We start from the raw sequence: 13196 nt of genomic DNA, 5'->3' as shown, positions 1-13196 counted from the left end.
GCTGTGGGCTGGCTTGTGCCCCCGGACACCCTCTCCCTCGCATCCAACCACGTGCGGCGGGAAAGGCGCTCATTACCCATGGGTTACCCAGCCGGGCACGGGGTCAGACAGTCCCGTTCTCCGCACGGACACCCGCTCACGGCCGCCCGGCGGCCGGGCCAGCACCCGGGCGAGCGACTCCACGACCTCGGGAGCGTAGTCCCCGGCGGTGCCCAGACGCAGCTCCTCCAGCGCACGCAGGGGACCGTCGGGGCCGGCGTCCCGGGTCATCTCGTCGTAGGCGTTGACGGCCCGCACGATCCGGGCGGCGAGCGGCTGCTCCGGGTAGGGATCGGCCTGCCGCTCAACGACGACCGCGACGGCCGCGTCGACGCCGGTCTGCCGGACGACGGCCCCGCCGAGCAGCGCGATGCGCCGCTGCTCCGCGGCGGGCAGCGCCGCGGTGGCGCCGCCCGGGACCGGGTCGACCAGGCTGAGCTGGCCGATGTCGTGCATCAGGGCCGCGTACTCCAGGACGGTCAGTTCGCGGCCGGTCAGGCCGAGGTCGCGGCCGACGGCCTGGCTGAGCGCGGCGACGCGGTGGGCGTGCCCGGCGGGGGTGCAGCCGGCGATCTCGGTGGCGCGGGCCAGGGAGGCGATGGTCTGCCGGTAGGTGGCGCGGACGGCCGTGTACCGGCGCAGGGACAGCTGGACGAGCAGCATGGGCAGGCAGAACACGGGCAGCGCCCACAGGCCGACGACGGCGACCGCGAGCGCCATCACCGCGCCGGTCGCGCAGACGGTGGAGCCGATGCCGAGCAGGCCGCGCAGTTCCTCGCGCAGCAGCGGGCCGAACGGCCAGCGGGTGCGGCTGTGGGCGAGCGCGGCGGCCAGGACGGCGCCGCACAGGGAGGTGAGGGCGAGCAGGGTGAGCAGCAGCAGGGCGTAGGCGGGGCCGCCCCAGGAGACGAAGACGCCCTGGCTGTAGAGGGGTTGGAAGCAGACGGCGGCGAAGCCGACGGTGAGCAGGCGGCGGGCCAGGTGATCGACGGTGGGGCTGCCGCCGGACCAGATGTGCGGGACGGCGCCGAGCAGGGTGGCGACGAGGACGACGGTGATGACCTGGGCGGCGTCGTGGTGACCGGGCCGCCCGGCGTCGGCGCCCAGCAGGGCGTACGCCATGGAGCCGGCGGCGCCGAGGGGCGCGGCCTGCCGCCGTGCCTGGGCGTCGCTCCACCGGGTCAGCTCGCCGACGGTTATGAGCATCCCGAAGGCGAGCGCGACGCCGCGGTCCTCCAGGCCGGTCCACAGGGTGACGGCGAGGGAGCCGGCCGCCACGAGGGCGGCGGCGCCGTGGATGAGCCGCAGCGCGGTCATCGGGGCGCCCCGCTGTCGGCGGCCCGCCCGGCGGTCGGGGTGTCCTGCGCCGGTTCGTCGGCGGTGACCGCCGGGTGCCAGCCGGAGCGGGCCAGGGCGCGGACGAGCGCGCCGACCATGCGGGGGTCGAAGTGCTTCCCGGCGCAGCGCTCCAGTTCGGCCACGGCGGCCTCGACCGGGCGGGCCCGGCTGTAGCAGCGGGTGGAGGTCATGGCGTCGAAGGCGTCCGCGACGGCGACGATCCGGGCGCACTCGGGGATCCGGTCGCCGGCCAGGCCGTACGGGTAGCCGCTGCCGTCGAGCCGTTCGTGGTGGTGGAGGATGGCCGCGCGGGCCTCGCCGAGGAAGGAGATGCCGCGGACCATCTCGTGGCCGTACTCGGGGTGCAGCTCGATGATCCGTCGTTCCTCCGGGGTGAGCGGGCCGTTCTTGCGCAGCAGCCGGGTGGGCACGCCCAGCTTGCCGACGTCGTGCAGGATGCCGGCGAAGCGCAGCACCTCGACGCGTTCGTCGTCCATGCCGAGTTCACGGGCGATCAGGACGGAGGCGTGTCCGACGCGTTCACTGTGGCCGCGGGTGTAGCCGTCCTTGATGTCGACGGCCTGGACGAGGGCGCGGATGGTGGCCTGGTGGGCCGCGCGTTCGCGGTGGTACTGGGCGAACACCCACCAGGAGACGCACATCGGCAGCAGCACGAGCAGCGCGGCGACCGGGCCGTAGGGGCTGCGCCACAGCACGGCCATCATCAGGCCGGCGAGTCCGTGCACCGCGACGGGCGCGAGGGAGCGGGCCAGCAGTCCGCGCCAGGCCCGGCGCGGCGGCACCAGGCCGACCGCAGCGCGCAGCCCGCCGTCGAGCACGGTGAGCACCAGGCAGAAGGCGAGCACGGCCGCGCCGGCGGGCAGCAGGGCGTGCGGGAAGTCGGAGCCGGCGACGGCGTCCCGGCCGCCGAGCGTGCCGTGCACCCGGGAGGCGGCCCACACGGCGAGCGCGGGCTGCGCGGCCCGCCACACCCGCCGGGGCAGGGCGGGCCGGTGGGCGACCGGGGAGAGCAGCCCGGCGGGCACCGGGACGAGCGCGGCGGCGGCCGGGGGCAGCAGGAACGCGCCGGCGAGCAGGACCGGGTAGAAGGTGCCGCCGAAGCGGCGGCGTACGGCGTGCTCGCAGACCGCGCAGAGCGCGGCGAGTAGGCCGAGCGCCCCCCAGGGGGTGTGCCCGGCGGGCAGGGGCAGCAGGCAGAGGACGGTCAGGAGGGCGACGGCGGCCACATAGCCGCGTGCCCTCGCCGGTACCGCGTCCATCACGCCCCTCCCCGATCCCCCGACCGTGCCTGTCCAGGCTCGGAGCGTAGGGCGGGATCGGGGGGTTCGGGGCTTATGACCTGAGGATTAGCACGTTCGGGTGATACGCCCCGTGCGTGATCCCTTGCGTGATCTTTCCGGTGGCCCCTGGGGGTCAGGACTCCTGCGGTGCCGCGGGGGCCTTGGTCACGTCGCGTTCCGACACGGTCTGCCCGGAGCGGATCAGCTCGATCCGGCCCATGACCTTGGCCCGCAGGTCGGCGGGCACGTCGTCATGCCCGCAGCACCGCTTCACCAGCTTCTTCACGGCCTGCTCCAGGCCGTACTTCTCCAGGCACGGCGAGCATTCCTCGAAGTGGTGCTGGAACTTGTCGCGATCGACGTCCGGCATCTCGCTGTCGAGGAACTCGTACAGGTGGTCGAGGACCTCACTGCAGTCCGTCTCGTGCGGCTCTCCGCAGCTCATGAGCCCGAGCCTTTCGCTTCGTTCGACTCTCCGGCGCCCGCCGGGACCAGACCACGCTCGCGGGCGTAGTCCTCCAGCATGCCGCGCAGTTGACGACGGCCCCGGTGCAGCCGGGACATCACCGTACCGATGGGTGTCCCCATGATGTCCGCGATCTCCTTGTACGCAAAGCCCTCGACATCCGCGAGGTAGACGGCGATGCGGAACTCCTCGGGGATCGCCTGCAGCGCTTCCTTCACGTCCGAGTCGGGCAGGTGGTCGAGCGCCTGCGACTCGGCGGAGCGCAGACCGGTCGACATGTGCGACTCGGCGCGGGCGAGCTGCCAGTCCTCGATCTCCTCCGCGGCGGAGCGCTGGGGCTCGCGCTGCTTCTTGCGGTAGGAGTTGATGAAGGTGTTGGTGAGGATCCGGTACAGCCAAGCCTTGAGGTTGGTGCCCTCGCGGAACTGGTGGAAGGACGCGTACGCCTTGGCGTACGTCTCCTGCACCAGGTCCTCGGCGTCGGCCGGGTTGCGCGTCATGCGCAGGGCGGCCGAGTACATCTGGTCGAGGAATTCGAGCGCGTCCCGCTCGAAGCGCGCGCTGCGCTCCACGGTCGTCTCATCGGACGCGTCCGTGCTGGCGCCCTGGCCCTCGGGCAGCTCCGCCTGGCCGTTGTCGGTCCCTGCGTCGGTCCCAGTGACCGGACCCACCTCCTCAAGATCCCGGGCGGGACCGAAACCGGTCCCACTCGATTCGGAGGATAGAACACGACCCGTGCCTGCCGCCCCTCGAATAGGCGCGGTCTTCGCCGCGTGCAGCACCGTCCAGTCCAGGTCAGCGCTACGCGTATGGCTCGGGCAGATGGTCGAACCCATGCGGCGGACTTCCTCTCCTACGACGTCGGTGCCGAGGCCTCCAGCACTTCTGTCGGGGTCAACAGCGCGCCGGAGCCCGGCATTCCCGGGTCACCCGAGTGACGCGATCCACTCCCGAACCCCGCCGGTGATGATCTCCAGCGCCCGTTCCTGGGTGAGCTCGGCGCGCTTGGGCACGGCGAAGCCGTGATCGCCGTACGGCACCTCGACCAGTGCGAAACCACCCTCCGGGAACTCCGCCGGCTTCCCGAAGGGGTCGTTCCCGCCCTGCACGACCAGCGTGGGCACCCCGGCGCCCAGCAGCTCCGCGGCCCGCGACTTCTCCGGCCTGCCCGGCGGGTGCAGCGGGAAGCTCAGGGCGAGCACGGCGTGCGCGCCCAGCTCGGCCGCCGTGCGGCAGGCGACCCGGGCGCCCGCGCTGCGGCCGCCGGAGATCACCGGCAGCTCCATCCCGGACAGCGCGGGCCACACGCCCCGCCACCCGGTGTCCAGGGTCCTCGGCGCGGGGGCCACCTTCTTCCCGGCGACGCGCCAGGGCTGTTCCACGAGGGCCACGGTCACACCGTGCTCCGGGAGCACCCGGGCGAGCGCCTGGAGGTCCCGTGCCTCGATGCCACCGCCCGCACCGTGGCTCACGGCCAGCACCAGCCGCGCCTGCTTCGCCTTGTGCCACGTGATGCGGGCGGTCCCGGCGTCGGTCTCGACAATCTCGATCACGCTAGAAGAGTGTGCCCTCTTCCGGCGCTTCGAGCTCCTTCAGCAGCTCCGGGCCGTTGTTGCGGACGTTGCTGACGGCGGTGGGGACCGGGTAGGCGCGCATCAGGCCGGCGGGCGGCGGGGCGAGCAGTCCGCGCAGGTCGTCGGGGTCGGTGCGGGCGGGGTCGAGCCAGGCGTCCCAGCGGTCCGGGGTGAGCATGAGCGGCATCCGGGGGTGGATGTCGGCGAGGGAGCGCGGGCCCTCGGCGGGGGCGACGGCCAGCGGGGTCTCCTCCGCCTCGGTGGTGATCACCGAGCAGGTGACCCACCAGGCCTGCGGGTGGTCGTCGGGCAGGGTGCGGTCGCGCCAGAACTCGTACAGGCCGGCCATCGCGAACACCGAGCCGTCGGCGGGCAGCACGAAGTACGGCTGCTTGCGGGGCCGCTTCTTCCTGCCCTCCACCTCCAGCTCGCGCTCCTGCGAGCCGGTGACCCACTCGTAGTAGCCGTCGGCCGGCAGGATGCAGCGGCGGGCGGCGAAGGCGCGCCGGTAGGCGGGCTTCTCGTGCACTGTCTCCGCGCGGGCGTTGATCATCCGGGCGCCGCCCTCGGGGGTCTTGGCCCAGGACGGCACCAGCCCCCACTTCAGCCTGCGCAGCTGCCGGACCGGACGCGAGGAGTCCGCGTCTTTCAGGGGGCGGTCCAGGACGGCGTAGACCTCCTTGGTCGGCGCCACGTTGTAGTCGGGCTCCAGGCTCTCCTCGGGCTCCCACTTCTCGACCTCGAAGATTCCGGCGAGATCCTCGGGCCTACGACTCGATGCATACCGTCCGCACATCTGTGATCACCCCTCCGACCTGCGGAAACGCTGGAGCACCAGCCAGCGGGCGAAGTGCCCGTACGGGTCCGCCGTCTCCTTGAAGCTCTTGTGTCGCAGCCACCGGGACGCGTCCAAGAGTGGCAGACCGTGCCGAGCACGGTCGAAGCGACCCCTTGTCACAGGCCGTATGGCGACCAGCCGTAACGGATCACGTACACGATGGCGGGGTCACTGCGTGGGGGCGGACGGCCGCTCCAGACGCACCGTCCGGGGCGCCGGCACGCGGTCCGGATCGGTGCGGTACGGAATCAGGCCGCAGCGCTTGAGCTTGAGTGTCGCGCCAACCGACACCTCGGCCTCCCCCACGGCGGTCGCGGGCAGTTCGACGACCGTGCGCAGCCGGTGCACGCCGTCGATCTCCCGCACCGGGGTCCGGGTGAAGAACCAGGAGGGCTGGGCGCTGCCCTCGGCATGGGCCTGGACATAGGTCTCCGACCGCTCGTAGCTGCGCGTCCACTCGCGGCCCGCCGAGGGACCGACCTCGATCGGGACCAGCACGGAGGTCAATTTCAGTTCGGCGTCCAGGCTGACGGTCTTGCTCACCTCCACCGCATCGGCCAGAGCCAGCGGTTCCATCGACCACGCCGTCGGTGGTTCCGCTCCGGCGGGCCGCACGGTGCGGAGCCGGACATTCAGCCAGGCCGACTCCATCGGCTCGTCCTCGACGGCCCGGAAGCTGCAGACGAGGGCCAGCAGCCAGAACGCGGAGTCCGGTCTGCCCGAGAGGAAGATCCGGGCCTCTTCGTCCACCGTGGCCAGGTCGAGGGGCAGGCAGACGGGCCTGCCCAGTGCGATGCGTCCGGGCTGCTCGTCGGGCGGCTGCCGCCGCGATCCGAGCGTCACCCGCTGCGCGAGGTCGAGGGTGACCGGCTCCAGCACGGGATCGGTGATGTCCAGGCTCGTCATGCCGTTGACTCCCTCGTCAGTCCGCCGACCAGATAGAAGGCTCCCCAGTCCCGGTATGCGGGGAACCGGGTGCGCGTCGCGCGCTGCGCCGCCCTGAACGCCGTCGGCACATCGAGGTCGTCGTGCAGGAGACCTCGGTACAGCTCGGCGAAGAAGTAGGTGCTCGCCGAAGCGAGGACGGGCCACAGCGTCCCGACGACTGCGCGCGCGCCGGCCAGCAGCAGGGCCGCGGGCAGGCCTCGCGGGTTGTCGTACTGGTCCACCCGGCCCAGCGCCGTCTCGCATGCTCCCAGCGTGACCAGCTCCAGGCCGGTCACGTCGAGGGGAAGGATCTCGTAGGCCCGCAACCGTCCGTCGTGCCCCTCGGGCCCTCGCGCCGGATGCAGGAACACGGTGTGGAAGCTCGGCGCGTCGACGTACAGCCGGCCGTGTGCCCGCAGGTGGACGTACCTGCGTGTCTCCAGGGCACGGGTGAAGGCGGCCTCGGTGGCCGCCGCGTCCACCAGGGCCGTCGTACCGCAGACGTCAGCGATGGTGCGGGCCTCGTCCACGGAGTCGTCGAGCCGGGGCAGTTCGGGCTGGTCGGTGTAGGACAGCGCGAACACGCCGACGCCGTCCCGTGGCGGTGCGGGCCGGGGATCGGCGAAGAGTTGGGCGAGGTTGGACAGATAGGTGACGGTCCAGTCGTCGGCGAGCGGATGTCCCGGAGGGCCGACGAGGTGGACGGGGACATAGCGGCCGGCGCCGTGCGGGACGACGACCAGGTGGTCCACTCCGGCGGCCGTCAGACGGTCCCGGCAGTTGTTCACCGCGCGTGCGTAGCGGTCGGCCGCGCCCGCGAGATCCTGTGCGGCCTGCGGTGTCACATCGAAGGGACCCGGATCGGACATGTGGATGGCCCGGCGCAGCGCGCCCACGTAGACCCCGCTCGCGGGCACCGTCACGGTCCGGCCCCGGTCGGACATGCGGATGGTGCCCGCGGGCATCTGCTCCGTGCCGATGGCGGCGTACTCGAAATCCCTGGTGATCAGCAACTGGCCCATGGTGACGTTGCCGTCGACCCCGGCTCCCTCGAACAGCAGCAGGAGGGCTGTCCGGGAGTCGAGGCGCCGCTGGATCTCCGCCAGCGGCACCAGGTGCGGCGCCGATGTCGGCAGCAGAGCGGCCGACAGCCGCCGTTCGACCGCGCGCTGCAGTCCGGCCAGCCGGTCCTCGGGGGTCTGTGAAGGTCCCTTCTCGTACTCGTCCACCCAGGCCGTCAGCAGGTCGTCGTCCCCCAATGCCGCGTCGAACGGCTCCGGCCGCAGGATGTCCGAGTCCTCGGACAGCGCCGCCTCGGCCTCGGCCGCCAGGCCTAGCAGCGAGCGGGTGCGCTCGTCCAGGCGGAAGTCGCGGGTTCCCTCCGCCAGCATCGCAGCGAACCGGCGCCCCTTGATGACCTGGAGCAGCAGCTGAACGACCTCGGCCGAGGTCCCCGCGGACACCTGGCCGGCCAGCAGATGGGTGGCCAGCCTGTGCACCGCGGCAGGGGCCGATCCAGGGGCCGCCAGCTCGACGGTGAGGGAGTGTGCGGCCAGCCAGGCGGTGAGTTCGTCGAGTGTGGTGGTGCCCGCTCTGACCACGTCGTCGAGGTACTCCAGGCACTGCACCATCGGCACCGGCATGGCCAGTTCGCGGAAACCGTCGGCCGCCGCGCGGTAGTAGCGGCCGGCATCGTCCACGTCCCCGGCATGCATCCGGTTGACGCCCGCGCCCCGGAGCAGACCCGCCACCAGGAAGTGGACCGCCTCCTCGTGCTCCGCCCAGAGGGCGGCGTCGAGCCCGAACAGCGTGTCCACCAGTTCCAGCCCCTCCTCCTCCCGGTCGACACCCGGGCGGGTGGTGGCGAGCATCACGGTGAGCAGGGCGGCCGCGGCCTCCCGGGCATCCTCGGGTGAAGCGGCCTCGGCGGCCGCCGCGATCGCTCGTCCGGCCGTGCCCTCGATGTCGCCGTCCCACGCGGCCTGAGCCCAGTCCGGGCGGTGGGCCTCGGCGAACAGGCTGAGCACGGCGTGGAAGTGCCGGCTGCGGCGCAGGTCGTCCGCCCACAGCTCCGGCAGTTCGCGCTGCCGGGCGAGCAGTCGCAGCGCACGTTCCGGATCGGTCTCCTGCAGGTAGGAGGCCCCTTGGGCAAGGATGTCCCAGGCCGTGGCCGGTTCGGTGCGCGCCCTGAAGCTCGCCCAGTCCTGCTCCGCGTCCCGCAGGTCATGGTCCAGGGCGTCGCCATGGCCAGAGTGCCCGAGCCGTTGCAGCATGGCGGCCAGGGCGAGACGCGGTTGGGTGTCGTCGGGGTCCAGCTCCCGCAACGCCTGCTCGGCGACCGACCTGAGCTCGTCGTCGTTCCGCTCCCCGCCGAGCCACCCCCGCCACTCGATCGCCTGTGCCAGAGCCTTGAGCGCGCGACCGCGTCGCTCCGGAATGATCAGGGGCAGAGCTTCACGCAAGTGCGTCTCGGCCCGGTCGAGCGCTTCCAGGGGTGGCGGCCAGGACGCTGGGGCGGGAGACTGGTCCGCTTCACCGTCCGGAGTGATCGGACGGGACACCAGGAACTGCAGATCCGGGTCGTTGGCCTGCAGTGCCTTGTCCATCCATGCGACGAACTGACTGTCGTACCCGACCGGCGAACGTCCCGCGGTGTAGGCGTCCAGCAACAGCAGCCCCAGGCGCAGAGACACGAGGCCCTGCAGTCGCGGGAGCCCGAGGTCCCCTGCCGCGCGGACGGTGTCGTCCGCGACGCCGGTCGCTCGCAGATACAGCCGCAGGTCACCGTGCTCGATCAGGCCGCGGTGCAGGACCTCCACCAGATCGGCGCCGGTCGCCACCCACGCCTCGGCCATGGCGGGGTCGTCCGGGCGGGCCCGGTGCCCCGCGCGCATCGCCTCGTAGGCCAGCTCCGCGCCGGGCAGCGCACCCCGCCAGGTCTCGTCACTGGCCCGCACCGCGGCCTGGCTCAGGGCGATGGCCAGTTGGGCCGTCACTTCCCCGCGCGCGCCGTGTTCCGCGGCGCGCTGCTTGGCGGCGTCCAGATCCAAGCTGCCGCTGTGCACATCACGGTGAAGGGCCATCAGCGGGCCGAGATCGGGTTCGTCCCCGGTGTCCGCTCCTGCGGAGCGCATCCGGCGTAAGCGGTCCCACAACCCCATGCTTCGGCCTCCGCGAGGACATCTCCGTCAGCCGGGCGGGCCAGGCTCCGGGAATCGATGCCTGGAAGTGTCCTCTGCCCATTATCGCGCGGCAAGCGCTCCACGGCACTCGGTGCTCGAGTGACGCGGGGTCGTCCCCGAGGCCCGTGAGGCGGCCGGCACCTCGCAGGCCCGCCGAGTCGGGAGCGGTGCGTCCGAGTCCAGAGGGTGCACAACTGCGAGCACCTCCGGCAGCGGGACCGTGGGCGTCAGAACGCACCGAGAGCACGCGGTCGCGCCAACGCTGCGGTGAGCATCCGACCTGCACGTTTGCCGCCAGGAACGATCGCTGTCGCGTCGGCGTCTCAGATACCGTCCGCACGTACGTGCCACACTGCCAGACTCCGCACCAGGAGAGGGAGCCACTCGGACACATGGACAGCCTCGCCGCCCTCGCGCTGCCCGACCTCTGGGACCGGCTCACCGGGACCCAGCCCGATCCCGACCTGTGGGTGGTGCTGGCCACCCTGGGGGCGGCGCTCGCCGTGGTCCTCCCGCACCCGGTGTGGCGGATATCCCGCAACGCGGTCACCATCGCGCACGAGGGCGGCCATGGTCTGATCGCCCTGCTCACCGGCCGGCAGCTCACCGGTATCCGGCTGCACTCCGACACCAGCGGGCTCACCGTGAGCCGGGGCAAGCCGTACGGGGTGGGCATGATCCTGACGGCCGCCGCGGGCTACACCGCCCCCTCGCTGCTGGGTCTCGGCGGGGCCGCGCTGCTGGCCACCGGGCGCATCACCCTGCTGCTGTGGGCGGCCACCGCCCTGCTGGTGGCGATGCTGGTGATGATCCGCAACGCGTACGGCGTGCTGACCGTGGTCCTCGCGGGCGGGGCGTTCCTGCTGGTGTCCTGGCTGGCGGGGCCGCAGGTGCAGGCGGCGTTCGCGTACGCGGTGGTGTGGTTCCTGCTGTTCGGCGGGGTACGGCCGCCGTTCGAGCTGCAGGCCAAGCGGTCCCGGGGCGGGGCCGGGGACTCGGACGCGGACCAGCTGTCCCGGCTGACGCACGTACCGGCGGGCCTGTGGCTGTTCCTGTTCCACGCGGTGTCCCTGTGCTCGCTGATCGGCGGCGGGCGCTGGCTGCTGGAAGGTTGAGACCGGGCCCTCCTTATAAAGTGGCCCCATGGCCCCGAACACCTCCTCCACCGCCCTCTGGCCCGCCCCGCACGCGAGCGGAGCCGTCGACGCGACGGTCCACGTGCCGGGGTCCAAGTCGGTCACCAACCGTGCCCTGGTCCTGGCCGCCCTGGCCTCCGAGCCGGGCTGGCTGCGCCGCCCCCTGCGGTCCCGGGACACCCTGCTGATGGCCGGGGCCCTCAGGGCCATGGGCATCGAGATCGAGGAGGGGGTGGGCCCGGACGGCACCGGCGAGGCCTGGCGGGTGCTGCCCACCGGCCTGCGCGGCCCGGCCACGGTCGACGTCGGCAACGCGGGCACCGTCATGCGGTTCCTGCCGCCGGTGGCCGCGCTGGCCGACGGTCCCATCCGGTTCGACGGGGACCCGCGGTCGTACGAGCGGCCGCTCGACGGGGTGATCGACGCGCTGCGGCTGCTCGGCGCGCGGATCGACGACGACGGCCGGGGCGCGCTGCCGCTGACCGTGCACGGCGGCGGGGCCCTGGACGGCGGCCCGGTGTCGGTCGACGCCTCCTCCTCGTCCCAGTTCGTCTCCGCGCTGCTGCTGTCCGGCCCGCGCTTCAACCAGGGGGTGGAGGTCCGGCACACCGGGGCGACGCTGCCCTCGATGCCGCACATCCGGATGACGGTGGACATGCTGCGCGCGGTCGGCGCCCAGGTGGACACCCCGGAGTCGGGCGGCGAGCCGAACGTGTGGCGGGTGACGCCGGGCGCGCTGCTCGGCCGGGACCTGACGATCGAGCCGGACCTGTCCAACGCGCAGCCGTTCCTGGCGGCGGCCCTGGTCACCGGCGGCAGGGTGCTGATCCCGGACTGGCCGGCCCGCACCACCCAGCCGGGTGACCGGCTGCGGGAGATCTTCACCGAGATGGGCGGTTCCTGCGAACTCACCGAGTACGGGCTGGAGTTCAGCGGTTCCGGGGCGATCCACGGCATCGACGTCGACCTGGGCGACGTGGGCGAGCTGACCCCGGGCATCGCGGCGGTGGCCGCGCTCGCCGACTCGCCGTCGACCCTGCGGGGCGTGGCCCACCTGCGGCTGCACGAGACGGACCGGCTGGCCGCGCTCACCAAGGAGATCAACGAGCTGGGCGGTGACGTCACGGAGACGGCCGACGGCCTGCACATCCGCCCGCGCCCGCTGCACGGCGGGGTCTTCCACACCTACGAGGACCACCGCATGGCGACCGCCGGCGCGGTCATCGGCCTGGCGGTCGAGGGCGTGCGGATCGAGAACGTGGCGACGACGGCGAAGACCCTGCCGGACTTCCCCGAGCTGTGGACCGGGATGCTCGGACAGTAGGGACACGTCATGCGCCGCTACGGCAAGCACACCGACGAGGACGACATCCGCAGCCGTCCCAACCGCAAGGGCAACCGGCCCCGGACGAACATCCGGCCCAAGCACGAGGACGCGGCCTGGGGCATGGTCCTCACCGTCGACCGGGGGCGGCTGACCTGCCTCGTGGAGGACCGGGCCGTCATGGCGATGAAGGCCCGCGAGCTGGGCCGCAAGGCGGCCGTGGTGGGCGACCGGGTGGCCCTGGTCGGTGACCTGTCCGGCAGGAAGGACACCCTCGCGCGGATCGTCCGCATCGAGGAGCGGTCGTCGGTGCTGCGCCGTACCGCCGACGACGACGATCCGTACGAGCGGGTGGTCGTCGCCAACGCCGACCAGCTGGCGATCGTGACGGCCCTGGCCGATCCGGAGCCGCGGCCCCGGCTGATCGACCGCTGTCTGGTCGCGGCCTACGACGGCGGTCTGGAGCCGCTGCTGGTGATGACCAAGTCGGACCTGGCCCCGCCGGACAAGCTGCTGGAGCTGTACGGCGACCTGGACATCCCCTACGTCGTCACCAGCCGGGAGGAACTGGACAGCGGCGGCGCGGCGGACCGGGTGCGCGAGCACCTGGCCGGCCGGGTCACCGCGTTCGTGGGGCACTCGGGCGTCGGCAAGACGACGCTGGTCAACGCGCTGGTGCCGCAGGAGCGCCGACGTCTGACGGGTCATGTGAACGCGGTGACGGGCCGCGGCCGGCACACCACCACCTCCGCCCTGGCGCTGCCGCTGGCCGGTGCGGACGGCTGGGTCGTCGACACCCCGGGCGTCCGTTCCTTCGGGCTCGCGCACATCGATCCGTCGCGGGTGATCCACGCCTTCCCGGACCTCGAACCCGGCACCGAGGGCTGCCCGCGCGCGTGCAGCCACGACGAGCCGGACTGCGCGCTGGACGCGTGGGTCGAGCAGGGGCACGCGGACCCGGCGCGGCTGTACTCGCTGCGCCGGCTGCTGGCCACCCGGGAGCGCACGGAAGGCGACTGAGCCTGGCGTTGTTTGGTGTGGTGCGAGTCCGGTAAGTGCATAATCGCACCG

Annotated in this window: 11 protein-coding genes; 3 read left to right on the top strand and 8 right to left on the bottom strand. The window is 72.8% G+C overall.

Annotation, left to right across the window (positions count from 1 at the left end; genetic code table 11):
* Positions 1-72: 72 nt before the first annotated feature.
* The 8 genes from S1361_RS25920 to S1361_RS25885 all read right to left on the bottom strand — a co-directional run bounded on the left by S1361_RS25920 (position 73) and on the right by S1361_RS25885 (position 9617).
* Positions 73-1356 (bottom strand): HD-GYP domain-containing protein, encoded by a 1284-nt coding sequence (locus tag S1361_RS25920; RefSeq protein ID WP_208034164.1) that lies wholly within the window; start codon positions 1354-1356, stop codon positions 73-75.
* Positions 1353-2657, bottom strand: a complete 1305-nt coding sequence (locus tag S1361_RS25915; RefSeq protein ID WP_208034163.1) for an HD-GYP domain-containing protein — start codon at positions 2655-2657, stop codon at positions 1353-1355. Before S1361_RS25915 ends, S1361_RS25920 begins: the two co-directional genes overlap by 4 nt.
* Positions 2658-2811: 154 nt before the next feature.
* Entirely contained in the window at positions 2812-3123 is a 312-nt protein-coding gene (gene rsrA / locus S1361_RS25910; protein ID WP_208034162.1) for a mycothiol system anti-sigma-R factor, read from the bottom strand.
* A complete protein-coding gene (locus S1361_RS25905) occupies positions 3120-3815 on the bottom strand; it encodes a sigma-70 family RNA polymerase sigma factor (RefSeq protein ID WP_208034161.1) in 696 nt (231 codons plus the stop codon). Before S1361_RS25905 ends, rsrA begins: the two co-directional genes overlap by 4 nt.
* A gap of 255 nt (positions 3816-4070) precedes the next feature.
* Positions 4071-4697 (bottom strand): alpha/beta hydrolase family protein, encoded by a 627-nt coding sequence (locus S1361_RS25900; protein WP_208034160.1) that lies wholly within the window; start codon positions 4695-4697, stop codon positions 4071-4073.
* A 1-nt stretch (position 4698) separates the two neighbouring features.
* Positions 4699-5514, bottom strand: coding sequence for an SOS response-associated peptidase (locus S1361_RS25895; protein WP_208034159.1), 816 nt, complete (start codon positions 5512-5514; stop codon positions 4699-4701).
* A gap of 210 nt (positions 5515-5724) precedes the next feature.
* Entirely contained in the window at positions 5725-6462 is a 738-nt protein-coding gene (locus S1361_RS25890) for a hypothetical protein (RefSeq protein WP_208034158.1), read from the bottom strand.
* Positions 6459-9617 carry a CHAT domain-containing protein gene (locus S1361_RS25885; protein WP_208034157.1) on the bottom strand — a complete coding sequence of 1053 codons (3159 nt, stop codon included), beginning with the start codon at positions 9615-9617 and terminating at the stop codon, positions 6459-6461. Before S1361_RS25885 ends, S1361_RS25890 begins: the two co-directional genes overlap by 4 nt.
* 440 nt (positions 9618-10057) lie before the next feature.
* Between S1361_RS25885 and S1361_RS25880 the strand changes: the two genes are divergently transcribed.
* Genes S1361_RS25880 through rsgA form a run of 3 tightly spaced genes read left to right on the top strand, consistent with a single transcriptional unit; the run spans position 10058 to position 13145 of the window.
* Entirely contained in the window at positions 10058-10780 is a 723-nt protein-coding gene (locus S1361_RS25880; RefSeq protein ID WP_208034156.1) for a M50 family metallopeptidase, read from the top strand.
* Between the two features lie 28 nt (positions 10781-10808).
* Positions 10809-12125, top strand: coding sequence for a 3-phosphoshikimate 1-carboxyvinyltransferase (gene aroA, locus S1361_RS25875; RefSeq protein ID WP_208034155.1), 1317 nt, complete (start codon positions 10809-10811; stop codon positions 12123-12125).
* A gap of 9 nt (positions 12126-12134) precedes the next feature.
* On the top strand, positions 12135-13145 hold the full coding sequence (gene rsgA / locus S1361_RS25870) for a ribosome small subunit-dependent GTPase A (RefSeq protein WP_208034154.1): 1011 nt from the start codon (positions 12135-12137) through the stop codon (positions 13143-13145).
* Positions 13146-13196: the final 51 nt, after the last annotated feature.

This window comes from Streptomyces cyanogenus, from assembly GCF_017526105.1.
Classification (GTDB): Bacteria; Actinomycetota; Actinomycetes; order Streptomycetales; family Streptomycetaceae; genus Streptomyces; species Streptomyces cyanogenus.
This window is presented reverse-complemented; position numbering and strand designations above follow the sequence as displayed.

What these genes read in the sequence shown, in the direction of transcription:
- S1361_RS25920 (WP_208034164.1), bottom strand. Translation starts at nt 1,356, where the DNA reads ATGACCGCGCTGCGGCTCATCCACGGCGCCGCCGCCCTCGTGGCGGCC.
- S1361_RS25915 (WP_208034163.1), bottom strand. Translation starts at nt 2,657, where the DNA reads ATGGACGCGGTACCGGCGAGGGCACGCGGCTATGTGGCCGCCGTCGCC.
- rsrA (WP_208034162.1), bottom strand. Translation starts at nt 3,123, where the DNA reads ATGAGCTGCGGAGAGCCGCACGAGACGGACTGCAGTGAGGTCCTCGAC.
- S1361_RS25895 (WP_208034159.1), bottom strand. Translation starts at nt 5,514, where the DNA reads ATGTGCGGACGGTATGCATCGAGTCGTAGGCCCGAGGATCTCGCCGGA.
- S1361_RS25890 (WP_208034158.1), bottom strand. Translation starts at nt 6,462, where the DNA reads ATGACGAGCCTGGACATCACCGATCCCGTGCTGGAGCCGGTCACCCTC.
- S1361_RS25885 (WP_208034157.1), bottom strand. Translation starts at nt 9,617, where the DNA reads ATGCGCTCCGCAGGAGCGGACACCGGGGACGAACCCGATCTCGGCCCG.
- S1361_RS25880 (WP_208034156.1), top strand. Translation starts at nt 10,058, where the DNA reads ATGGACAGCCTCGCCGCCCTCGCGCTGCCCGACCTCTGGGACCGGCTC.
- aroA (WP_208034155.1), top strand. Translation starts at nt 10,809, where the DNA reads ATGGCCCCGAACACCTCCTCCACCGCCCTCTGGCCCGCCCCGCACGCG.
- rsgA (WP_208034154.1), top strand. Translation starts at nt 12,135, where the DNA reads ATGCGCCGCTACGGCAAGCACACCGACGAGGACGACATCCGCAGCCGT.